The sequence below is a fragment of the Streptomyces sp. NPDC002088 genome (assembly GCF_040296605.1).
In the GTDB taxonomy this organism is placed as follows: Bacteria; Actinomycetota; Actinomycetes; order Streptomycetales; family Streptomycetaceae; genus Streptomyces.
This window is the reverse complement of the sequence record NZ_JBEOXO010000002.1, coordinates 573,692-594,845: the sequence shown is the minus strand read 5'-3', so window position 1 is coordinate 594,845 and position 21,154 is coordinate 573,692. Positions and strand designations below refer to the sequence as shown.

Here is a 21,154-nt window from a genome sequence, read left to right as displayed (position 1 = left end):
TAGGCTGCGTTGCCCTGCGGTCGGCCCGCACAGGGTGTGTGCACCCCGCGCCGGAGTGAAACCGGCGCGAACCGGAGTCGACCCTACCGGGCACCGCTCCGCGCACAAGTCCCGTCCTCACCCGGGACAGGCGACTGTGTCGGGTGAACCACGAATTCGTCAATTACCGGGCGCCACACACCAATTCATAGGCATCCCACAGATCTTTCCCCTCGTAGGAGTGGGTCGCGAGACCGGACAGATGACTGTCCCCATTGACCGCGACCGAGACGGACACCACGCCGAACAGGTCCCTGTCCGACATCGAATCGCCGTACGCGACACAGTCGGACCGTGTCACTCCGAACTCCTTGCAGAGCCGGTCGGCGATCTGCACCTTGGCCGCGGCATTGAGAGCTCCGGCCGGATCCACGGGCTCGGTGAAAGGAATCGCTGGAAAACGTGACCCGTACGCAGCGTGGGCACCCCAGCCCAGAAGCCGTTCCACGAAGAAAGACGGTGAGAGTGACACGACGGCGCAGTAGTCGCCCTTCTGTCTGATCGCCGCCCAGACCTCGCGGATGCGAGTGAGCCACGGCGCCCCCTCGAAGGCCGCCGTCACATGCGACTCGGTGAGATGCGTCCAGAGCGCGTGTACCTGCGTCGCATACTCCGGCGGGCCGATCCGCCCCGCCGAGATCGCCAGATCCAGCGCCATGGTCTCGGCTTCGAGTCCGAGTTGCCGTGAGATCTCCACCGGAGCGGAAGTGCCGTGCAGCAACGTGCCATCGAGATCGAAGAGATGAAGTCTCGCCATGAGCCCCGAGGTTAGTGGGATGCCCTGTCAGCCCTGGGTGAGGCCATCAGACGCCTACCGTTCGCCGGTGTTTCACGTGAAACACCCCATACCTGTCCGCGTACTGTGCTGTTGGCCACGACATGGCCAAAAGCACGTGCGTCTCCCCCGAAACAGGTGGACGCCGAGGGCACCGGTCAGACAGCCTGACCTGCGTGCCAACTCCTTCCCCCGCCACTCTCCCCGTCCGTCGTCTGACGCTTCGCGATCTCCCCGCCTGCGCCGACTTGTCCGAGGACCGGGGGTGGCCCCGGGAGGAGCACAAGTGGGGTTTCTTGCTCACGGCCGGAAAGGGTTACGGCATCGACGACCCTGACGGCGGTCTCGTCGCCGCTTGTGTGGTCACCGAGTACGGTCCGCCGGACCGACCCGATCTGGGGGCCATCGGCATGGTGCTGGTCGCCGACCGGCACGCCCGCCAGGGCGTCGGGCGTCGGCTGATGCGCCACGTCGTCTCCGCGATGGCCCCCACCCCACTGACCCTCCACGCGACACCGAACGGTCGTCCGCTGTACGAGGAACTGGGCTTCAAGGTCACCGCTCGGGCTGAGATGGTGCGTGGGCACTTCACGCCCGGTGGGACGCAGTCCGGCATCGCGACGCGTGCGGCCACCGCCAAGGACCTGCCCGCGATCCTCCGCCTTGACGAGGAGGTGTTCGGCCTCGATCGCACGCACATCGTCACGCGTCTGCCCGCCTTCGCGGACCGGCTGCGCGTAGCAGTGGAGAACGGCGGGATCATCGGTTACGCGGCCGTCTGGCCCAACATGGACACCCACGTGGTGGGTCCGCTGATCGCCCGTGACACGGAGACGGCCAAAGCCCTTGTCGCCTCCCTCGCCGCCCACTCCGACCGCCCGCTGCGGACCGACATCGACGTACGACACGAGGGGCTGCTGGCGTGGATGAAGGAGCGGGGCTTTACGTCCGTCGCCTTCAATGCGGTCATGACGTACGGCATCCCGGAACTGCCGGGTGACTGGAACCGGCGGTTCGCTCCCGTGACGGTGGCGGCGGGCTGACCACCGCCTCACGACGAAAGCGCCGGTCCCCCGTAGGGAACCGGCGCTTCCTGCTCTGGACGGCGACGTCAGGCAAGCGCCTCCACGGCGGCCGTGGCGAAGCCGTGATCCTGCTCCGGTGCGCCACCGCCGACCCCGATCGCGCCGATCAGACGGCCGTCGCGGCGCACGGGCACGCCACCCGCGATGAACAGCAGCGGCCGGTCGAGTGCGGTGGGCAGGGTGTGGAAGAGGCCTCCGGGCTGCACGGCGTCGACGAGGTCGGCGGTGGGGGCGTCGAGCTGGAGCCCGTGTACGCCTTGCGAGTGCTCGTCTCCCCGGAGATCAGCACGGCCCGGTCGTCCCGCCGGAAGGCAAGGAGATGGCCACCGGCGTCCAGGAAGCCTCCCTGCGTGAGGCGCTCGACGAGGCCACGAAGAATCCCGAGCTTGCACCGCTGGTCCGGGTCGTGGAGTCGCTGACCGTGCCCGCATAAGGTGCGGGCATGGGAGATCTTGAGATACGGCCCGCCACCACGGACGACATCCCGGCGATTGTCGCGATGCTCGCGGACGATCCGCTGGGCGCCCAGCGGGAGTCACCGGACGACCTGACCCCGTATCTCGCAGCGCTGGAGCGCCTGAGCGCGGATCCGAACCAGCATCTGGTCGTGGCGGTACGTGAAGGCCGCGTGATCGGCACCCTTCAACTGACGGTCGTCCACGGGCTCTCCCGCAAAGGTGCCGCCCGCTCGATCATCGAAGGCGTACGGATCCACGCCGACGAGCGCGGCAGCGGCCTGGGAACGCAACTCATCGAGTGGGCGGTCGACGAATCCCGGCGCCAAGCCTGCCAGTTGGTGCAGCTGACATCCGACAACTCCCGCACGGATGCCCACCGCTTCTACGAGCGACTCGGCTTCACGGCGTCGCACGTGGGCTTCAAGCTCCAGCTCTGAACGTCAGAAGCGCCCTGTTTCACGTGAAACAAGGCGCCTCCATCGTCGACGCGTCACGGGCGGAGCACTGGCAGCCTTACTTGATGCCTCGCCATCCGTCGGGGTCCACCCCGCCGGGCACCGAGGCCTCCTCGTCGTACGGCTGACGCGTAAACACGAACGACCCGAGGTCCAGGTGGTCCACGGACCCGTCCGGGCGCCGTACGGCCCGCAGGAGCTCTCCGGCGAAGTAGCCCTCCAGCCCCGTCCAGGTGCCGTCGCCGTTCGCCCGGAACCGCGAGCGTCGGCCGTTGCCGGACAGCGGCTCCAGCGAGGCCAGCCCGTCGGCCGTCAACCGCAGCGCGAAGGCATGGGTCCCCCAGTACCACTGCCCCGCCAACTCCAGAACCTCCGGATCGACTTCGGCCAACGGCCGCCAAGGCGCGGGGATCCGCGGCTCGGCCTCGGCGACGATACGGACGAGATCGGCACCCACAGCGCCCAGCAGCGTCCCAGAGGTGCAGTTGGCCAGCACCACCGCGGCAACGTCGTCCGCCACACTGATGGTGAGGTTCGCGAGGAAGCCCGGCAGAGAACCGGAGTGACCGACGAGCAGCCGCCCGTCCCGCTGCTGGATCTGGATGCCGAGACCGTAGCTGACACCGTCCGCCACGTCCGCGGCCTCGGCCGGTGCCGCCGGCGTCCGCATCTCCCGCACGGTTTCGGCGCTCAGCACCCGGTCGTCACCCTGGGCCAGGAAGACGGCGAAGCGGGCCAAGTCACCTGTCGTGGACCACAGTTGGCCGGCCGGTGCCATGCGCCCGAGGTCCTGCACGGGCTCGGGCAGCAGCGCGTCGGCCCACGGGTGTACGGCCCACCCGCCCGCATGGGGCGACTGCGGTCGCACGCTCGTCCGGTCCAGGTCCAGGGGTTCGAGCACTTCCCGCCGAAGAACGTCCTCCCATGGGGCACCCCTCAGCTCCTCCACCAGCGCACCCAGCAAGGTGTAACCGGGGTTCGAGTAGTGGAACCGACGGCCGACAGGATGCAGGGAAGGCCGCTCACCCAGCACATCGGCGAGTTCGGGCCGCAGTGATCCCGGGGTGCGCTCCCACCACGGCGCGGGCGACTCGGCCGCGAGCCCGCTCGTGTGGGCGAGCAGGTCGGCGATGGTGGCGTCACCCACGCCGGTGCCCGGCAGATGCTTCTCCAGCGGATCACCCAGGTCGAGCACGCCTGCGTCACGCAGCCGCAGGACAAGAACGGCGGTGAAGGTCTTGGTGATCGAGCCGATCCGGTACTGCACGTGCTCGTCCGGCGCATGCCCGTCCACCGAGGTCCGGGCGCCGTGCCACACGGCCTGCCCGTCCCGTACCACCGCCGCGACCAGCGACGGCGCCCGCCCCTCGGTCTGGGCCACGGCGATCCGGTGGAGCAGCGCACGTCGCGTACCAGGAAGCAGTTGTTCGTGAGAAGACGTCATGGGCCCAGTCCACCCGGCCCGGCACCCTGCGTCGAGTGCATTTCGCCGGAGACCCCGATCAGGTCTGCGCCATGTCCACGAATCGCGAGTAGTGGCCCTGGAAAGCCACCGTGATCGTCGCCGTCGGGCCGTTACGGTGCTTGCCCACGATGATGTCCGCCTCGCCGGCGCGCGGCGACTCCTTCTCGTAGGCGTCCTCACGGTGCAGCAGGATCACCATGTCGGCGTCCTGTTCGATGGAGCCGGACTCACGCAGGTCGGAGACCATCGGCTTCTTGTCCGTGCGCTGCTCGGGACCACGGTTGAGCTGGGAGAGCGCGATCACCGGAACCTCCAGCTCCTTGGCGAGGAGCTTGAGGTTACGGGACATGTCGGAGACCTCCTGCTGACGGCTCTCGGAGCGCTTGGACCCACCGGATTGCATCAGCTGCAGATAGTCGATGATCACGAGCTTGATGTCGTTGCGCTGCTTGAGCCGACGGCACTTCGCACGGATCTCCATCATCGACAGGTTCGGGGAGTCGTCGATGAAGAGCGGCGCGGACGACACCTCGGGCATCCGACGTGCCAGTCGTGTCCAGTCCTCGTCCGTCATGGTGCCGGAGCGCATGTGGTGCAGGGCGACACGGGCCTCGGCGGACAGCAGACGCATCGCGATCTCGTTGCGTCCCATTTCGAGAGAGAAGATGACGCTCGGCAGATTGTGCTTGATCGACGCGGCCCGGGCGAAGTCCAGCGCGAGGGTGGACTTACCCATGGCGGGACGCGCGGCGATGACGATCATCTGGCCCGGGTGCAGGCCGTTGGTGAGCGAGTCGAGGTCGGTGAAGCCGGTGGGCACACCGGTCATCTCGCCGCTGCGGGAGCCGATCGCCTCGATCTCGTCGAGTGCGCCCTCCATGATGTCGCCGAGCGGCAGGTAGTCCTCGCTCGTGCGCTGCTCGGTGACCGCGTAGATCTCGGCCTGGGCGCGGTTGACGATCTCGTCGACGTCGTCGTCGGCCGCGTATCCCATCTGCGTGATCCGCGTACCGGCCTCGACGAGGCGGCGGAGCACCGCTCGCTCGTGAACGATCTCCGCGTAGTACTCGGCGTTCGCCGCCGTCGGCACCGTCTGGACGAGCGTGTGCAGATAGGAAGCGCCGCCGACCTTGTTGATCTCGCCGCGTTTGGTGAGTTCGGCGGCGATGGTGATGGGGTCGGCCGGCTCACCCTTGGCGTAGACGTCCAGGATCGCCTGGAAGATCTTTTCGTGCGCGGGCTTGTAGAAGTCGTGGCCTTTGAGGACCTCCACGACGTCGGCGATGGCGTCCTTGGACAGGAGCATGCCGCCGAGGACGGACTGCTCGGCGTCCAGGTCCTGCGGCGGTACACGCTCGAAGGACGTACCCCCGCCGTCCCACTCGCCGTCGTCCCGGCCACGGTCGTGCTGTTCGCCTCGGCCCCGGCCCCCCTCGCCACGTCGACGGGCGGCGGGCAGACGATCACTCGGACCACTGTCGGCCCACGGATCGTCCAAGGGCTCGGAAATACTCACCGAGCCACCTCCTCCCGTCCGCGGAGCGGACCTCACCGTGCCCCTCTGTTCTACGGCACGGCACTGACAAATAAGAGGCCCTTCTCCGGTTCTGCCGCGTCGGTTTTGTGATGGTTCCACGGCCGACGGGCGGAGCGGGCGCCGGACCACGGTAGGCCTGTCGGCACCGTCAGCCAATCTGGTTATCCACAGGCCATGTGGACGACGGGCCGGATGCTGTGGAGAACTCCGCAAAACCTGTGCACGACACGGTGGACAGGCCTGTGAACAAGCTCCCACCCCCTCGGATCGGAGTGCCCTGACCTGCAGCTTCCCCTTCCACTGGCTGTGCAGAAGAAAAACTTTCCCGGTCGGATCAAGATCGCTTCGAACGGTGCGCGAAAGTCCACACGACAAGAAGCCGAGTAAGGGTCCCTCTCGCATTGCATCTCTTACCTGTGGACGATTAGATTGGTGCTCATGACACAGGCTCCCGCGCCCCCCAGGGCCACCCGGCGACCGCACGACCGCGAGATCGTCGCGCTGGCCCTCCCGGCCTTCGGCGCACTCGTCTCCGAGCCGCTTTTCGTCATGGCCGACAGCGCGATCGTCGGCCATCTGGGCACGGCACAACTCGCCGGACTCGGCGTCGCCTCGGCCCTTCTCACAACGGCCGTCAGCGTCTTCGTCTTCCTCGCCTACGCCACCACAGCGGCCGTGGCCCGCCGCGTCGGCGCCGGCGACCTCCAGGCGGGCATCCGCCAGGGCATGGACGGCATCTGGCTGGCGTTGCTGCTCGGAGCCGTTGTCATCGCCACCGTCCTGCCCTCCGCTCCGGCCCTCGTGGAAATCTTCGGCGCCTCGGATACAGCCGCTCCGTACGCGACTACCTATCTGCGTATCTCGTCGCTGGGCATCCCTGCCATGCTCGTCGTGCTCGCCGCCACCGGAGTCCTGCGCGGTCTGCAGAACACCAGGACGCCGCTCTACGTCGCCATCGCGGGCTTCGTCGCCAATGCCGCCCTGAACGCGGGCCTCGTCTACGGCGCCGACCTCGGCATCGCGGGCTCCGCGTGGGGCACCGTCATCGCCCAGTGCGGCATGGCCGTGGCCTACCTTGTGGTGGTTGTCCGCGGAGCCCGCAAGCACGGCGCCTCGCTGCGCCCCGACGCCGCCGGGATCAGGGCCTCCGCACAGGCCGGCGTGCCCTTGCTGGTCCGCACACTCTCCCTGCGGGCGATCCTGATGATCGCCACGGCAGTTGCGGCCCGCCTCGGGGACGCCGACATCGCGGCGCACCAGATCATCCTGTCCCTGTGGAGCCTGCTGGCCTTCGCCCTGGACGCCATCGCCATCGCGGGGCAGGCCATCATCGGCCGCTACCTCGGCGCCGACGATGCCGAGGGCGCCCGTGAAGCCTGCCGTCGCATGGTGCAGTGGGGGATCGCGACCGGCTTCGTGCTCGGCGTGCTCGTGGTGATCGCCCGACCGCTCTTCCTGCCACTGTTCACCAGCGACACGGTGGTCAAGGACACCGCCCTGCCCGCCCTCCTCCTGGTGGCGCTCTCCCAGCCCATCTGCGGCATCGTCTTCGTTCTGGACGGAGTTCTGATGGGGGCGGGCGACGGCCCCTATCTGGCCTGGGCGATGGTGCTCACCCTGGTGGTCTTCACTCCGGTCGCACTACTCGTGCCGGTTCTCGGCGGTGGCCTCACGGCGCTGTGGGGAGCCATGACGTTGATGATGACCGTGCGAATGCTGACCCTCTGGCTACGCGCCCGCTCCGGGCGGTGGATCGTCACGGGCGCCACGCGCTGACCGTTTCACGTGAAACCGACGTTTCACGTGAAACAGGCTCGCTACCCCGCCGGCTCCGGGCGCCCTGCTAAGTACTGCTTGTACCCGAGCACGCAGAAGGGGCCGCACCCTGGCGGGTGCGGCCCCTTCTCGGCTGTTCAAGCCGAGCGCAGCGATCAGGCCGCGACGACCTCGATGTTGACCTTGGCGGCAACCTCGGGGTGCAGACGCACGGACGTCTCGTGGGCGCCCAGGGTCTTGATCGGCGCGCCCAGCTCGATGCGGCGCTTGTCGACCTCGGGGCCACCGGAAGCCTTGATCGCCGAGGCGATGTCGGCCGGGGTGACGGAGCCGAAGAGACGACCGGCGTCGCCGGAGCGGACGGCCAGGCGGACCTTGACACCCTCGAGCTGGGCCTTCACGGAGTTGGCCTGCTCGATGGTCTGGATCTCGTGGATCTTGCGAGCACGACGGATCTGCTCGACGTCCTTCTCGCCACCCTTGGTCCAGCGGATCGCGAACTTCCGCGGGATCAGGTAGTTGCGAGCGTAACCGTCCTTGACGTCGACGACGTCGCCCGCGGCACCGAGGCCGGAGACCTCGTGGGTGAGGATGATCTTCATTAGTCGGTCACCCTTCCCTTATCGCGCGGTGGAGGTGTAGGGCAGCAGCGCCATCTCACGGCTGTTCTTGACGGCCGTGGCGACGTCACGCTGGTGCTGCGTGCAGTTGCCGGTCACGCGGCGGGCACGGATCTTACCGCGGTCGGAAATGAACTTCCGCAGCATGTTCGTGTCCTTGTAGTCCACGTACGTGACCTTGTCCTTGCAGAAAGCGCAGACCTTCTTCTTAGGCTTGCGCACAGGCGGCTTCGCCATGGTGTTTCTCCTGTGTGATCAAGAAGTTGGGATACGACCCGCCTTCGACCCGGTCGGGCCTGAAGGGCCCTGCCCGTAGGCCTAGAAGGGGGGTTCGTCCGAGTAGCCGCCACCGCCGCCGGAGTTTCCACCCCAGCCGCCGCCACCGCCGCTGCCCTGCTGGCCGCCGGCGGGAGCGCTGGAAGCCCACGGGTCGTCGGCAGGAGCGCCGCCGCCCTGCTGGCCGCCACCGGGGCCACCGCCCCAGCCGCCGCCACCCTGGCCGCCACCGCCGCCGTAACCGCCCTGGCCGCCCTGACCACCGCGGCCGGCGGTCTTGGTGACCTTGGCCGTGGCGTTGCGCAGGCTGGGGCCGACTTCCTCGACGTCCAGCTCGTAGACCGTGCGCTTGACGCCCTCGCGGTCCTCGTAGGACCGCTGCTTCAGCCGGCCCTGCACGACGACGCGCATGCCTCGCTGGAGCGACTCGGCGACGTTCTCCGCCGCCTGACGCCAGACTGAGCAGGTCAGAAAGAGGCTTTCGCCGTCCTTCCACTCGTTCGTCTGGCGGTCGAAGGTGCGGGGGGTCGACGCGACGCGGAACTTCGCGACCGCCGCACCGGACGGGGTGAAGCGCAGCTCGGGGTCATCGACAAGATTGCCGATGACCGTGATGACGGTCTCGCCTGCCATGGGGGAACCTCTCGGCGGGTTTGCTGCTGGCTGCTGGTGCTGCTACTCGAATCCCGAGATCAGCTGAGCGGAAGAGCTCAGTGGGTCTCGGGACGGAGGACCTTGGTCCGGAGGACCGACTCGTTCAGGTTCATCTGGCGGTCGAGCTCCTTGACGACCGCAGGCTCGGCCTGCAGGTCGATGACCGAGTAGATGCCCTCGGGCTTCTTCTTGATCTCGTACGAGAGACGACGACGGCCCCAGGTGTCGACCTTCTCGACCTTCCCGTTGCCCTCACGGACGACGGAGAGGAAGTTCTCGATCAGGGGGGCGACAGCGCGCTCCTCCAGATCGGGGTCGAGGATGACCATCACCTCGTAGTGACGCATGTGGAACCCACCTCCTTTGGACTCAGCGGCCACGGTCGTTCCGTGGCAGGAGGGTTGTGATGCGTACGCAACGGTATCGGCCGCCACTGACAATCGGGGGTCGACTGGCGACGTCCCCGGTTGGCCTGGGCGGATCCCTGGCTCTGCCTGGGCAGACACCGGTGCAGACGCTACAGACTACCTGCACACCTGCTTCCGGTTGAAATCCGGCCGGGGAGACCGTCAATCTGTACACATCGGGTGTGCGCGGCGCTACGATGCGCCGCCTTCCGCAGGAGGTGTCCCATGACACAGGCATTGCGACCCAACACCGTCGGCGGCCTTTTCGCCACGGACGGAAAGTCCCACCCACTCCAGGACACGCTGCTCGCAGTGACCCTGGTGCTGGGCATCACGGCTTTCGTCTCGGCGATGTTCCACAACCTGCACTTGCTCAGCTCCTGGGCCGGCCTGGTGGGAATCTTCACCGGCGCCTACGGGCAGTGGATCTCCGAGACGACCCGCGAGCGCTTCGGGCTGATCCTGGGCCTCGGTGCCTCAGCCATCGGATTCTTCCTCGGCATGGCACACGGCGGACTCTTCGGCGGACTCTTCTGAGCCCGTCGAGGCATCCTCGAACACCGCGTAAAGCACCGCGTAACGCCCCGGCCGCCCTCCGGGCCGGGGCGGGGCTCCCGTACGCCCAGTCGGGCCGCTCGCGAGGCGCAGTAGGCTTCGGCGCGAGAGCCGGAGCCCCTGTACCCATGGGGACACACCAGCCCGAGGAGCGCCCCGAATGAGCCTGACCCTGAGGACCATCAGTCGCGAGCAGCATCTGGCATACATCCAGAGCCTGCCGTCGGCGAGTCACATGCAGGTTCCGGCCTGGGCGGACGTAAAGACGGAGTGGCGCTCCGAGAACCTCGGCTGGTTCGACGACCGCACCGGCGAGATGGTCGGCGCGGGCCTGGTCCTCTACCGGCAGCTCCCCAAGATCAAGCGCTACCTGGCCTATCTGCCCGAGGGGCCGGTCATCAACTGGTTCGCGCCGAATCTCACCGACTGGCTGGAACCGATGCTCGCGCACCTCAAGCAGCAGGGCGCCTTCTCCGTGAAGATGGGGCCGCCGGTGATCATCCGGCGCTGGGAGGCCACCTCCATCAAGGCCGGCATCCAGAACCCGGACGTGAAGCGGCTGCGCGACATCGAGGCCGACTTCATCGAGCCGCGTGCTTTCGAGGTGGCCGACAAGCTGCGCCGCATGGGCTGGCAGCAGGGCGAGGACGGCGGCGCCGGGTTCGGCGACGTCCAGCCCCGCTACGTCTACCAGGTGCCACTGGCCAACCGCTCCCTGGAAGAGGTCCACAAAAACTTCAACCAGCTGTGGCGCCGCAATATCAAGAAGGCCGAGAAGGCCGGTGTCGAGGTCGTCCAGGGCGGCTACCACGACCTGGAGGAGTGGCAGCGGCTGTACGAGATCACGGCTGTGCGCGACCACTTCCGGCCCCGCCCGCTGTCGTACTTCCAGCGCATGTGGACTGCCCTCAACACCGAGGACCCCAACCGCATGCGGCTGTACTTCGCCCGGCACAACGGCGTGAACCTGTCGGCGGCCACCATGCTGATCGTCGGCGGCCACGTCTGGTACTCCTACGGCGCCTCCGACAACATCGGCCGTGAATTCCGCCCCTCCAACGCGATGCAGTGGCGGATGCTGCGCGACGCCTACGCGCTCGGCGCCACCGTCTACGACCTGCGCGGAATCTCCGACTCGCTGGACGAGACCGACCACCTCTTCGGCCTGATCCAGTTCAAGGTCGGCACGGGCGGGCAGGCCGCCGAATACCTCGGCGAGTGGGACTTCCCGCTGAACAAGTTGCTCCACAAGGCGCTCGACATCTACATGTCGCGCCGCTGACGTCGCGTTCGGTGCTTCCATACCTTTGATACACCGCAGTCACGAGAAAGGTTCCAGGTCCGGCCATGGCGCTCACGCTCTACGTCGACACCGCGCGCTGGCGGGCGCACCACAAGCACGTGCAGGAGCAGTTCCCGGGGCTCGTCCCGGTCTGCAAGGGCAACGGCTACGGCTTCGGCCACGAGCGGCTGGCGGAGGAGGCCACGCGGCTGGGCTCGGACGTCCTGGCCGTCGGCACGACGTACGAGGCCGCGCGTATCAAGGACTTCTTCGGCGGTGACCTGCTGGTGCTGACGCCGTACCGGCGCGGCGAGGAGCCCGTACCGCTGCCCGACCGTGTGATCCGCTCGGTGTCGTCGATCGACGGCGTGTACGGCCTGGTCGGCGCACGGGTGGTCATCGAGGTGATGTCGTCGATGAAGCGCCACGGCATCAGCGAACAGGATCTGGCCCAGCTGCACTCCGCCATCGAGAACGTCCGTCTCGAGGGCTTCGCGATCCATCTGCCGCTGGACCGCACCGACGGCTCGGACGCCGTCGAGGAGGTCATCGGCTGGATGGACCGGCTGCGCGCGGCCCGCCTGCCGCTGCACACGATGTTCGTCAGCCACCTCAAGGCGGAGGAACTCGCCCGGCTGCAGCAGCAGTTCCCGCAGACCCGCTTCCGTGCCCGCATCGGCACGCGACTGTGGTTGGGGGACCACGAGGCCACCGAGTACCGGGGCGCCATCCTGGACGTCACGCGCGTCTCCAAGGGCGACCGGTTCGGCTACCGGCAGCAGAAGGCAGCCTCGGACGGCTACCTGGTGGTCGTGGCGGGCGGTACGTCGCACGGGGTGGGCCTGGAGGCCCCCAAGGCCCTCCACGGCGTCATGCCGCGCGCCAAGGGCGTCGCCCGCGCCGGCCTCGCCACGGTGAACCGGAACCTTTCACCGTTCGTCTGGGGTGGCAAGCAGCGCTGGTTCGCCGAGCCGCCGCACATGCAGGTCTCCATCCTGTTCGTGCCCACGGACGCCCCGGAGCCGAGGGTCGGCGAGGAGCTGGTGGCCCATCTGCGGCACACCACCACGCAGTTCGACCGGATCGTGGACCGCTGAGCGGCGCGGGTAAGCCCCTGAGCCGTACGGCAACACCGAAAGGCCGTACACGGAGTCTTCGTGTACGGCCTTTCGCATGGCTCACTCACACCTTGTTCGCTCAGAGCGAACCGTCGACCGGCCCCTGCTTGCCCCACTCCACCTGCGGCCCGTCGAAGTAGGCCGCGTGCCGCGGCGGATGGGCCGCCGGGCCGAGGACGAACACGTCCTCCGCGCCGTCGAGCACCCCACCCGAGGGGTCGTCGTCGCCTGCCCGGCGCACCACGTCCCGCTCCGGCATGAAGATGTCGCGTACGACGACGGCGCACAGGTACAGCGTCCCCAGCAGGTGCACGCCGATGGCCCAGTGATAACCGTCGGTCGGCAGTCCCTTGTGGGCGTCTCCGCTGGTCGTGTACGCAAGGTACATCCAGATCCCCAGGTAGTACGCCACCTCGCACGCCTGCCAGATCAGGAAGTCCCGCCACTTCGGCCGGGCCAGCACGGCCAGCGGCACGAGCCACAGGACGTACTGCGGGGAGTACACCTTGTTGGTGAGGATGAACGCCGCGACGATCAGGAAGGCCAGCTGGGCGAAGCGCGGCCTGCGCGGAGCGGTGAAGGTCAGCGCCGCGATGCCCCCGCAGCAGAGCACCATCAGGACGGTGGCCAGGGTGTTGACCGTGTCGGTGCTGAGCGGATTGGTCGAGTTCTGCGCCATGATCAGCCAGAAGGAACCGAAGTCGACGCCCCGCTCCTGGCTGAACGTGTAGAACTTCGACCAGCCCTCGAAGGCGAAGAGCATCACCGGCAGGTTCACCACGAGCCAGGAGACGACCGCGCCGCCCAGGGCCTTGCCGAAGTCCCGCCACTTGCCCGCGCGCCAGCACAACAGGAACAGCGGTCCCAGCAGGAAGAGGGGATAGAGCTTGGCGGCTGTGGCGAGCCCCAGCAGGACGCCGAAGGCGAGGGAGCGGCCCCGTGACCACATCAGCATCGCGGCGGCTGTCAGGGCCACCGCCAGCAGGTCCCAGTTGATGGTCGCGGTCAACGCGAAGGCGGGCGCCAGAGCGACCAGCAGGCCGTCCCAGGGGCGACGGGCGTGCGTACGGGAGACGCAGACCACGATGACGGCCGCGCAGACCATCAGCATCCCAGCGTTGACCATCCAGTACCACTGCTCCTGGTGCTGGATGGTGCCGCTGCCGGGCGTCAGCCAGGCGGCCACCTCCATGAACACACCGGTCAGTACCGGGTACTCGAGGTACTGCATGTCGCCGGAGAGCTTGTCGAAGTACGGCACGAGCCCGTCGGCGAACCCCCGCCCCTGGTAGAGGTGCGGGATGTCCGAGTAGCACGCGTGCGTGTACTGGGAACTGGCACCGAAGAACCAGCCGCCGTTGTAGCAAGGTGCCTTCTGGACCAGACCGAGGGCGAACATGCCGATCGCCACGAGCGCGACGACTCGTACCGGAGTCCACCAGGACGTCCCCAGCAGGGCACGCCGTCCGATGGGGCCGCCGATCAGCTCACTGCCGGCCGCGGCGACCTCATCGTCCCTGGTCGGTCGTACCGGATCGGGCTCGTGCACGCTCGTCGGCGTCGATTCTGCACTGGGCATGGGGCACATCCTGCCGTACGCACCTAGGAATACGCCGAGGGCCGCCGCACCTGGGTCAGTGCGGCGGCCCTCGTTTCACGTGAAACATCCGGGCGTTTCACGTGAAACACCCATGGCAGGGGATAGGCGACTATCCGGTTGGGCCTCCGAAGAGGCCTCCGTTGCCGTTGGCGTTGCCTCTGGTGTTGCCGCTCGTCTCCGTGGCTGTCGGTGACGAGGTCACACCACCGTCGGTGCTGCCACCGTCCGTGCTGCCCGCGTCGGTACCGCCATTGCTGCAGTTCCAGCTGAAATTGCCGCAGGTGTCACTCGCCGAGGGAGATGGGCTGGTCAGCGTCTCCGAGGGCGTGGGACTCGGCGTCGGGCTGGCTTCCTCGGTCTCACTGGCCGATGGCGTGGGAGTCGGCGACGGCTCCTCGTTCACGACCTCACCGATGGACTCGGGGGTCGGGAACTTCTCCGCCTTCTCGCCCTTCAGCGCGTCTTCCATGTAGTCGTGCCAGATCTGGGCCGGGAAGGAGGCACCGTGGATCTTCTTCTGGCCACCCGTTCCGTACATCTCGAGGAACGTACGGTTCTTCTTGGTCTCGTCGTCGTCCAGGCGGAACATGGCGATCGACGTGGACAGCTGAGGCGTGTAGCCCACGAACCAGGCGGACTTGTTGCCGTCGGTGGTACCGGTCTTGCCGGCCACGTCCCGCCCGGTGAGCTGGGCGGCAGTACCCGTACCCTTCTCGACCACGGTCTTCAGGACGTCCGTGACGTTGTCCGCGACCTTCGCGGTGAAGGCCTGCTTCGTCTGGACCTTGTGCGTGAAGACCACGCCGTCCTTGCTGGTGACCTTCTCGACGGAGTACGGGTCGCGCTGCTCGCCGCTGGCCGCGAAGGTGGCGTACGCGCCCGCCATGCGGATCGCGCTCGGGTCGGAGATACCGATGGAGAACGACGGGTAGCTGGTGCCGGTCAGGCTGCTTTCGAGCAGGCCCGCGTCGGTGGCCGACTCCTTCACCTTGTCCAGACCGACGTCCATGCCGAGCTGGACGAAGGCGGAGTTCACCGACTCCCTCATCGCCTCACGGAGGTCGATGTTGTACTTCGGCGCCGAGCCGTACGAGGCGTTGCCGTCATTGGTCTGCAGCCACTCCTCGCCCTTCTCGTTCGTCCACACATCTCCCTTGTAGTCCTCGATCTTCAGCTTGTTCTTGCCGCTGAACAGACTCTTCGGGGAGACGATGGTGCGCTCGTCCTGCGCCTGCTCCTCGGGGCCGTCAGGATTGCGCACACCCCATTTCATGGCCGCGGCGAGCACGAACGGCTTGAACGTCGATCCGACCTGGGCACCGGTGGCGTCGGCGTTGTTGGTGAAGTGCTTGGTCGCGTCCTCACCGCCGTAGATGGCCTTGATGGCGCCGGACGCCGGATCCACGGAGGCCCCGCCGAACTGGACGTGCGTGTCCGTCTCCGGGCGCTCCTTGGGCTTGATGTTCGCCTTCTGGACCTTCGTGACGGCTGCTGCGAGCTCGTTGACCTTGTTCTTGTCGAAGGTCGTGTAGATGGAGTAACCGCCCTGCGTCAGCTTCTCCTGGGTGATGCCGGTTTCATCGCTGTGGGTGACCACGTAGCTGTTGGCGAGGTCGACGAGGTAGCCGATCTGGCCGCTCAGCTCGGTGTTCGACCGCGGGTTCTTCCAGTCGGGCATCGTGGTGTACTTGGCCCGGTCCGTGGCGCTCAGATGGCCGTACTCGACCATCTTGTCGAGGGTGTCCTGCATCTGGAGCAGGGCCCGCTTGGTGTTCGCCTCTTGGGTGGCGGAGGTATCGAAGGCTGTCGCGCCGGCGGGGTCGTAGTACGTGGCGCCCTTGAGCATCGCGGCCAGGAAGGCACACTCGCCCGGGTTCAGCTTGATGGCGTCCTTGTTGAAGTACGCGCGTGCGGCGGCCTGGATCCCGTAGGCGTTGCGCCCGTAGTACGCGGAGTTCAGGTAGCCGGCCATGATGTCGTCCTTCTTGACCGTGGCCCCGACCTTTATGGAGATGAAGATCTCCTTGAACTTACGCGTGATGGTCTGCGACTGGTCGTCCAGCCGCGCGTTCTTCACGTACTGCTGGGTGATGGTGGAGCCACCCTGCGTCTCACCGCCCCTGGCCATGTTCAGCACTGCGCGGGCGATGCCCTTGGGGTCGATGCCGCTGTCGGTGTAGAAGGTCTTGTTCTCCTGCGACACCACGGCGTACTGCATCGCCTTGGGAATCTGCGACAGGTTGATGATCTGGCGGTTCGTCTCACCGCCCGTGGCGACCATCTGGCTGCCGTTGGACCAGTAGTAGACGTTGTTCTGGGCCTCCGCGGTATCCGCGACGTTCGGGACGCTCACCATGGCGTACCCGATGCCCGCCACGGCCACCAGGCTGCCGATGAAGCCGATGCACAGGCCGGAGACGAGCTTCCAGGACGGCACCCAGCGGCGCCACCCGTACTTGCCGACGCGCGGGTAGTCGATTAGGCGCTTCTTGCCGGGAGCAGTCGCGCGCCCTCTGCCCCGTCCGGGACCGTTCGGGCCGCCGGGGCCGCCGCGGCGGCCGCCGGTTCCGTTCTCGGCCGCTCTACGGCGGCCGCTACCTCTCTGTGCCGCGCGCCTGGCCTCGGCGCGGCCGCCGTACGACGGGTCCTCGCCTCCCGGCTCATAGGAACCCGACCCGTACGAATCGGACAGAGATCCGGTGGCGCCTCGCGGTGCCGCACGGCGGCCGGAGGACGAACCGGACTGGCCGCGTCGGGCCGCGGCACGTCCGCCTCCCTGCGGCTGCGGCGGTTTGCGACGGTGCTCGCTCATCGAACGATTACTCCTCGGGCAGGCGCACCCTTGCGCGCCTGGAAACGGCGGCTGGTTTCCGGTCCCCCCGAAGTACGGATGTGGTCGGTCGCGCATTCACCCGTACTGCACCGAGGACAAGGACGTCCCCAGGCGTCACTCGGTTCCCGGTGGTGTGCATGGCGCACAGACTACGCACCGCCAAAACCTGCCGGGACCCGAAGTTCACCCCAAATCAGGCAACTCGCGTCCAACGAATCGGGGATGTGATCCCGTTCACCCTCTCCCCTCTTGTCGCATGCGGAAGGCCGTTCTATCGTCATGATGTATCGAGTCGATACATCAGCTCGGCATAAAGACCGTCACGGCCCGTCCGCGGCAGAGAGGAGGCGACGATGAGCCGGCGTTCCGGGATCCTCGAGTTCGCCGTACTCGGCCTGCTCCGCGAGTCCCCGATGCACGGCTATGAGCTGCGCAAACGACTCAATACGTCACTGGGTGTGTTCCGTGCGTTCAGCTACGGGACGCTGTATCCCTGCCTCAAGACGCTGGTCGCCAACGGCTGGTTGATCGAGGAGACGGGAAACGCCCCCGAGGACGCCCTCGCCGCTCCACTCGCAGGGCGTCGCGCCAAGATCGTCTATCGGTTGACGGCGGAAGGTAAGGAGCACTTCGAGGAGCTGCTCTCGCAGACGGGACCCGACGCGTACGAGGACGAACACTTCGCCGCTCGCTTCGCCTTCTTCGGGCAGACGTCGCGCGACGTACGCATGCGCGTGCTGGAGGGCCGCCGCAGCCGGCTGGAGGAGCGTCTGGAGAAGATGCACGCCTCCCTGGCGCGCACCCGGGAGCGCCTCGACGACTACACGCTTGAGCTCCAGCGCCACGGAATGGAGTCCGTGGAGCGCGAAGTGCGCTGGTTGAACGAGCTCATCGAGAGCGAGCGAGCCGGGCGGGACCTGAAAGGTTCCGCCTCCGGGGGGCTCGCTCAGCAGGACACGACATCTGGAGCGGCGGGCGGCCTGCCCCGGCCGGGGGACGACCCCCGGCCGGATACGCCCGACGACACCACCACGTGAGTCCCACTCAGGGCCTCACTCGTACACACAGGGAGCAACCGGAATGGGTTCGGTTCGCGTAGCCATCGTCGGCGTGGGCAACTGCGCCGCCTCGCTGGTGCAGGGCGTCGAGTACTACAAGGATGCCGACCCGGCGTCCAAGGTCCCGGGCCTGATGCACGTGCAGTTCGGCGACTACCACGTCGGTGACGTCGAGTTCGTCGCCGCCTTCGACGTCGACGCGAAGAAGGTCGGCCTCGACCTCTCCGACGCCATCGGCGCCAGCGAGAACAACACCATCAAGATCTGCGACGTCCCGAACAAGGGCGTCACGGTCCAGCGCGGCCACACCCTCGACGGTCTCGGCAAGTACTACCGCATGACCATCGAGGAGTCGGCCGAGGCCCCGGTCGATGTCGTCCAGATCCTCAAGGACAAGCAGGTCGACGTCCTCGTCTGCTACCTTCCCGTCGGTTCCGAGGACGCGGCGAAGTTCTACGCCCAGTGCGCCATCGACGCCAAGGTCGCCTTCGTCAACGCCCTCCCGGTCTTCATCGCCGGCACCAAGGAGTGGGCGGACAAGTTCACCGAGGCGGGCGTCCCGATCGTCGGCGACGACATCAAGTCGCAGGTCGGCGCGACCATCACGCACCGTGTGATGGCGAAGCTGTTCGAGGACCGCGGTGTCCGTCTTGAGCGCACCATGCAGCTCAACGTCGGCGGCAACATGGACTTCAAGAACATGCTGGAGCGCGACCGCCTCGAGTCGAAGAAGATCTCGAAGACGCAGGCTGTCACCTCGCAGATCCCCGACCGTGACCTGGGCGAGAAGAACGTCCACATCGGTCCCTCGGACTACGTGCAGTGGCTCGACGACCGCAAGTGGGCGTACGTCCGTCTCGAGGGCCGCGCCTTCGGTGACGTCCCGCTGAACCTGGAGTACAAGCTCGAGGTCTGGGACTCCCCGAACTCCGCGGGTGTCATCATCGACGCCCTGCGCGCCGCGAAGATCGCCAAGGACCGCGGCATCGGCGGCCCGATCCTGTCGGCTTCCTCGTACTTCATGAAGTCCCCGCCGGTCCAGTACTTCGACGACGAGGCCTTCGCCAACGTCGAGAAGTTCATCAAGGGCGAGGTCGAGCGCTAGCGAGACACAGCCGCTGTGGGCCGGCGAGACCGATCCCCACGGCGCTGACACTGCTCCTGCCAGGGCGGTTGAGGGTCCCCGGGTTCCACGACCCGGGGACCCTCCGCATGTGTGAGGCTGTGCCCCATGTCCGTCGTCCGCGATCTGCGTGTTCTGCTGCGCTTCCGGAACTTCCGGCGCCTGTTGGGCGTAAGGCTGCTCTCCCAGGGCGCCGACGGCGTCTATCAGGTGGGTCTCGCCACGTACGTCGTCTTCTCGCCGGAGAAGCAGACCTCGGCCGCCGCGATCGCCTCCGCGATGGCGGTGCTGTTGCTGCCGTACTCCCTGGTGGGCCCCTTCGCCGGCGTCCTGCTGGACCGCTGGCGCCGTCGTCAGGTCTTTCTGTACGGCAATCTGCTGCGCGCCCTGCTGGCAGCGGTGACGGCGGCCCTGATGATCAGTCATGTCCCCGACTGGCTCTTCTACGTCTCCGCCCTGTGTGTCACCGCCGTCAACCGCTTCGTCCTCGCGGGACTGTCCGCAGCGCTGCCCCGGGTGGTCGACACCGAGCGCCTCGTGATGGCCAACTCCCTCTCCCCAACCGCCGGAACGCTTGCCGCGACGGCGGGCGGCGGCCTCGCCTTCGTCGTCCGGCTGGTGGTCGCTGACTCCGACGCGGCCGTGGTTCTGCTGGGCGCGGTGTTGTACCTGTGCGCGGCCCTCGCGTCCCTGCGCATGGCGCCGGAACTGCTGGGTCCCGACCGCGCATTGGTACGGCCACGGCTGGTGGCGGCGCTGAACGGTACCGCGCGCGGGCTTGCGGCCGGGGTACGGCATCTCGCCGAGCCGGGCAGAAGGGAGGCCGCCTGGGCGCTGGCCTCGATGACGCTGATGCGGTTCTGCTACGGCGCCCTGACCGTCATGGTCCTGATGCTCTGCCGGTACGCCTGGTCGTCCGGTTCGGACGAGGGACTGGCGCTGCTGGGAGTGGCCGTGGGCGTCTCGGGAGCGGGTTTCTTCGCGGCGGCCGTGGTGACACCGTCGGCGGCAGGGCGACTGGGGCCGGGCCGCTGGATCGTCACCTGCTCCGCAGCCGCTGCCGTTCTGGTGCTCGCGCTGTGCCTGCCCTTCGCCGAAGTCCCCATGTTCGCCGCGGCATTCGTCCTGGGGCTCGTCACCCAGGGGGCGAAGATCGCCACGGACACGGTGGTGCAGTCCTCGGCCGAAGACGGCTTCCGTGGCCGGATCTTCTCCGTGTACGACGTCCTGTTCAACGTCGCTTTCGTCGGCGCCGCCGCGGTGGCCGCCGTGATGCTGCCACCGGACGGCCGCTCGGTACCGCTGGTGGTCTTCGTTGCCGTGGTCTACGGAGTGGTTGCTATGACTATGGCCCGCTTTGAGCGCCAGTAAGTGTCACATCAAAGCCACAGAGTGCTCTCGGGAGAGCAAAGTGGCCAGTGGGGCCGGATAACTTACGTGCGTCTTATTTCGCGCCAAGCGCATCCATGTTCTAGGGGGACCCCCAACGTGACAACTCCGCCGCCACCCCAGGGCCAGAACCCGTACGCCCAGACGCCTCCTCCGCCAGTGGGGCAGCAGGCCGTCCAGCCTGGGGTTCCGCCGCAGGGCGCTCCGTACGCCCCGTTCCCCGCCCAGGGGGCTCCGGTTCCTCCGCCCCCGGCCCCGGCCAAGCGCGGAGGCAAGAAGCCGCTGCGTATCATTGCCGGCATCCTCGTCGCCATCATCATCGCCCTCGTGAAGTTCGGCGGGGCGTGGGGGCTGGGCTGGTTCTTCAGCCGCAGTGACGCGGAGACGACCTCGGTCGGCGCGTGCATGCACAACGACGGCACGGACTCCAATGCCGACCTCAACGAGGTCGACTGCTCTTCCAGCGGGGCCCAGTACAAGGTCGTCGAGAAGTTTGACGACACCAGCGACGACACCAAGTGCGAGACCGTCACGGACGCGACGATCTACTACGTCCAGTCCGGCAACGCCCACGACGTGGTGCTCTGCCTCAAGGAAGTCAAGTAAGACCTAGCTCGGCGCAGATGTCAGGGGCGGTGTTTCACGTGAA

The 21,154-nt window shown here is 67.5% G+C and carries 19 protein-coding genes and 2 pseudogenes; 11 read left to right on the top strand and 10 right to left on the bottom strand.

Annotation, left to right across the window (positions count from 1 at the left end; all coding sequences use genetic code 11):
* Positions 1–163: 163 nt before the first annotated feature.
* The gene (locus ABT114_RS06445) at positions 164–796 is read right to left on the bottom strand and encodes an HAD family hydrolase (protein ID WP_351139210.1); all 633 of its coding nucleotides are present in this window, start codon (positions 794–796) and stop codon (positions 164–166) included.
* 194 nt (positions 797–990) lie between these two features.
* Here ABT114_RS06445 and ABT114_RS06440 point away from each other — a divergent pair, with 194 nt between their 5' ends.
* Positions 991–1,857, top strand: coding sequence for a GNAT family N-acetyltransferase (locus ABT114_RS06440; protein WP_351139208.1), 867 nt, complete (start codon positions 991–993; stop codon positions 1,855–1,857).
* A 68-nt stretch (positions 1,858–1,925) separates the two neighbouring features.
* Here the strand turns inward: ABT114_RS06440 and ABT114_RS06435 are convergent.
* Positions 1,926–2,236, bottom strand: a pseudogene (locus ABT114_RS06435) (GlcG/HbpS family heme-binding protein); the annotation flags it as partial.
* A 3-nt stretch (positions 2,237–2,239) separates the two neighbouring features.
* Between ABT114_RS06435 and ABT114_RS06430 the strand changes: the two are divergent.
* Positions 2,240–2,332, top strand: a pseudogene (locus tag ABT114_RS06430) (MarR family transcriptional regulator); the annotation flags it as partial.
* A 9-nt stretch (positions 2,333–2,341) separates the two neighbouring features.
* Complete coding sequence (locus ABT114_RS06425) at positions 2,342–2,794, top strand: GNAT family N-acetyltransferase (RefSeq protein WP_351139206.1); 453 nt, start codon at positions 2,342–2,344, stop codon at positions 2,792–2,794.
* 76 nt (positions 2,795–2,870) lie between these two features.
* On the opposite strand, the gene ABT114_RS06420 is transcribed toward ABT114_RS06425, so the two are convergent.
* Both ABT114_RS06420 and dnaB read right to left on the bottom strand, forming a co-directional pair.
* Positions 2,871–4,256 (bottom strand): serine hydrolase domain-containing protein, encoded by a 1,386-nt coding sequence (locus ABT114_RS06420; protein WP_351139204.1) that lies wholly within the window; start codon positions 4,254–4,256, stop codon positions 2,871–2,873.
* A 58-nt stretch (positions 4,257–4,314) separates the two neighbouring features.
* On the bottom strand, positions 4,315–5,793 hold the full coding sequence (dnaB, locus tag ABT114_RS06415; protein WP_351139202.1) for a replicative DNA helicase: 1,479 nt from the start codon (positions 5,791–5,793) through the stop codon (positions 4,315–4,317).
* Between the two features lie 459 nt (positions 5,794–6,252).
* Between dnaB and ABT114_RS06410 the strand changes: the two genes are divergently transcribed.
* Positions 6,253–7,590: an MATE family efflux transporter gene (locus tag ABT114_RS06410; protein ID WP_351139200.1), complete on the top strand. Its 1,338-nt coding sequence runs from the start codon at positions 6,253–6,255 to the stop codon at positions 7,588–7,590.
* Positions 7,591–7,745: 155 nt separating this feature from the next.
* On the opposite strand, the gene rplI is transcribed toward ABT114_RS06410, so the two are convergent.
* The 4 genes from rplI to rpsF all read right to left on the bottom strand — a co-directional run bounded on the left by rplI (position 7,746) and on the right by rpsF (position 9,487).
* Entirely contained in the window at positions 7,746–8,192 is a 447-nt protein-coding gene (rplI, locus tag ABT114_RS06405; RefSeq protein WP_030665943.1) for a 50S ribosomal protein L9, read from the bottom strand.
* Between the two features lie 18 nt (positions 8,193–8,210).
* Entirely contained in the window at positions 8,211–8,447 is a 237-nt protein-coding gene (gene rpsR / locus ABT114_RS06400) for a 30S ribosomal protein S18 (protein ID WP_003949403.1), read from the bottom strand.
* An 81-nt stretch (positions 8,448–8,528) separates the two neighbouring features.
* Positions 8,529–9,119 (bottom strand): single-stranded DNA-binding protein, encoded by a 591-nt coding sequence (locus ABT114_RS06395; protein WP_351139198.1) that lies wholly within the window; start codon positions 9,117–9,119, stop codon positions 8,529–8,531.
* A 77-nt stretch (positions 9,120–9,196) separates the two neighbouring features.
* Entirely contained in the window at positions 9,197–9,487 is a 291-nt protein-coding gene (rpsF, locus tag ABT114_RS06390) for a 30S ribosomal protein S6 (RefSeq protein WP_005482942.1), read from the bottom strand.
* 285 nt (positions 9,488–9,772) lie between these two features.
* Here rpsF and ABT114_RS06385 point away from each other — a divergent pair, with 285 nt between their 5' ends.
* The 3 genes from ABT114_RS06385 (at position 9,773) to ABT114_RS06375 (ending at position 12,481) form a co-directional block, all read left to right on the top strand.
* Entirely contained in the window at positions 9,773–10,084 is a 312-nt protein-coding gene (locus ABT114_RS06385) for a hypothetical protein (protein ID WP_351139196.1), read from the top strand.
* 178 nt (positions 10,085–10,262) lie between these two features.
* Positions 10,263–11,384, top strand: a complete 1,122-nt coding sequence (gene femX / locus ABT114_RS06380) for a peptidoglycan bridge formation glycyltransferase FemX (RefSeq protein WP_351139194.1) — start codon at positions 10,263–10,265, stop codon at positions 11,382–11,384.
* Positions 11,385–11,449: 65 nt separating this feature from the next.
* Positions 11,450–12,481: an alanine racemase gene (locus ABT114_RS06375; RefSeq protein ID WP_351139192.1), complete on the top strand. Its 1,032-nt coding sequence runs from the start codon at positions 11,450–11,452 to the stop codon at positions 12,479–12,481.
* Positions 12,482–12,581: 100 nt separating this feature from the next.
* Here ABT114_RS06375 and ABT114_RS06370 read toward each other — a convergent pair whose 3' ends face one another.
* Positions 12,582–14,081 (bottom strand): glycosyltransferase family 87 protein, encoded by a 1,500-nt coding sequence (locus tag ABT114_RS06370; RefSeq protein WP_502987681.1) that lies wholly within the window; start codon positions 14,079–14,081, stop codon positions 12,582–12,584.
* A gap of 130 nt (positions 14,082–14,211) precedes the next feature.
* Entirely contained in the window at positions 14,212–16,914 is a 2,703-nt protein-coding gene (locus tag ABT114_RS06365) for a transglycosylase domain-containing protein (protein WP_351139187.1), read from the bottom strand.
* Between the two features lie 374 nt (positions 16,915–17,288).
* Here ABT114_RS06365 and ABT114_RS06360 point away from each other — a divergent pair, with 374 nt between their 5' ends.
* From ABT114_RS06360 to ABT114_RS06345, 4 genes are all read left to right on the top strand, one after another.
* Positions 17,289–17,972, top strand: a complete 684-nt coding sequence (locus ABT114_RS06360; RefSeq protein WP_351139185.1) for a PadR family transcriptional regulator — start codon at positions 17,289–17,291, stop codon at positions 17,970–17,972.
* A gap of 43 nt (positions 17,973–18,015) precedes the next feature.
* Positions 18,016–19,098, top strand: a complete 1,083-nt coding sequence (locus ABT114_RS06355; protein WP_351139183.1) for an inositol-3-phosphate synthase — start codon at positions 18,016–18,018, stop codon at positions 19,096–19,098.
* Positions 19,099–19,224: 126 nt separating this feature from the next.
* Positions 19,225–20,487, top strand: a complete 1,263-nt coding sequence (locus ABT114_RS06350; RefSeq protein WP_351139181.1) for an MFS transporter — start codon at positions 19,225–19,227, stop codon at positions 20,485–20,487.
* Between the two features lie 117 nt (positions 20,488–20,604).
* Complete coding sequence (locus ABT114_RS06345) at positions 20,605–21,111, top strand: LppU/SCO3897 family protein (protein ID WP_351139179.1); 507 nt, start codon at positions 20,605–20,607, stop codon at positions 21,109–21,111.
* The last annotated feature ends 43 nt before the right edge of the window (positions 21,112–21,154 follow it).

Excerpts from the sequence above, each read along its gene's own strand:
- ABT114_RS06445 (WP_351139210.1), bottom strand. The coding sequence starts at position 796 with ATGGCGAGACTTCATCTCTTCGATCTCGATGGCACGTTGCTGCACGGC.
- ABT114_RS06425 (WP_351139206.1), top strand. The coding sequence starts at position 2,342 with ATGGGAGATCTTGAGATACGGCCCGCCACCACGGACGACATCCCGGCG.
- ABT114_RS06420 (WP_351139204.1), bottom strand. The coding sequence starts at position 4,256 with ATGACGTCTTCTCACGAACAACTGCTTCCTGGTACGCGACGTGCGCTG.
- ABT114_RS06410 (WP_351139200.1), top strand. The coding sequence starts at position 6,253 with ATGACACAGGCTCCCGCGCCCCCCAGGGCCACCCGGCGACCGCACGAC.
- rplI (WP_030665943.1), bottom strand. The coding sequence starts at position 8,192 with ATGAAGATCATCCTCACCCACGAGGTCTCCGGCCTCGGTGCCGCGGGC.
- rpsR (WP_003949403.1), bottom strand. The coding sequence starts at position 8,447 with ATGGCGAAGCCGCCTGTGCGCAAGCCTAAGAAGAAGGTCTGCGCTTTC.
- ABT114_RS06395 (WP_351139198.1), bottom strand. The coding sequence starts at position 9,119 with ATGGCAGGCGAGACCGTCATCACGGTCATCGGCAATCTTGTCGATGAC.
- rpsF (WP_005482942.1), bottom strand. The coding sequence starts at position 9,487 with ATGCGTCACTACGAGGTGATGGTCATCCTCGACCCCGATCTGGAGGAG.
- ABT114_RS06385 (WP_351139196.1), top strand. The coding sequence starts at position 9,773 with ATGACACAGGCATTGCGACCCAACACCGTCGGCGGCCTTTTCGCCACG.
- femX (WP_351139194.1), top strand. The coding sequence starts at position 10,263 with ATGAGCCTGACCCTGAGGACCATCAGTCGCGAGCAGCATCTGGCATAC.
- ABT114_RS06375 (WP_351139192.1), top strand. The coding sequence starts at position 11,450 with ATGGCGCTCACGCTCTACGTCGACACCGCGCGCTGGCGGGCGCACCAC.
- ABT114_RS06370 (WP_502987681.1), bottom strand. The coding sequence starts at position 14,081 with ATGCCCAGTGCAGAATCGACGCCGACGAGCGTGCACGAGCCCGATCCG.
- ABT114_RS06365 (WP_351139187.1), bottom strand. The coding sequence starts at position 16,914 with ATGAGCGAGCACCGTCGCAAACCGCCGCAGCCGCAGGGAGGCGGACGT.
- ABT114_RS06360 (WP_351139185.1), top strand. The coding sequence starts at position 17,289 with ATGAGCCGGCGTTCCGGGATCCTCGAGTTCGCCGTACTCGGCCTGCTC.
- ABT114_RS06355 (WP_351139183.1), top strand. The coding sequence starts at position 18,016 with ATGGGTTCGGTTCGCGTAGCCATCGTCGGCGTGGGCAACTGCGCCGCC.
- ABT114_RS06350 (WP_351139181.1), top strand. The coding sequence starts at position 19,225 with ATGTCCGTCGTCCGCGATCTGCGTGTTCTGCTGCGCTTCCGGAACTTC.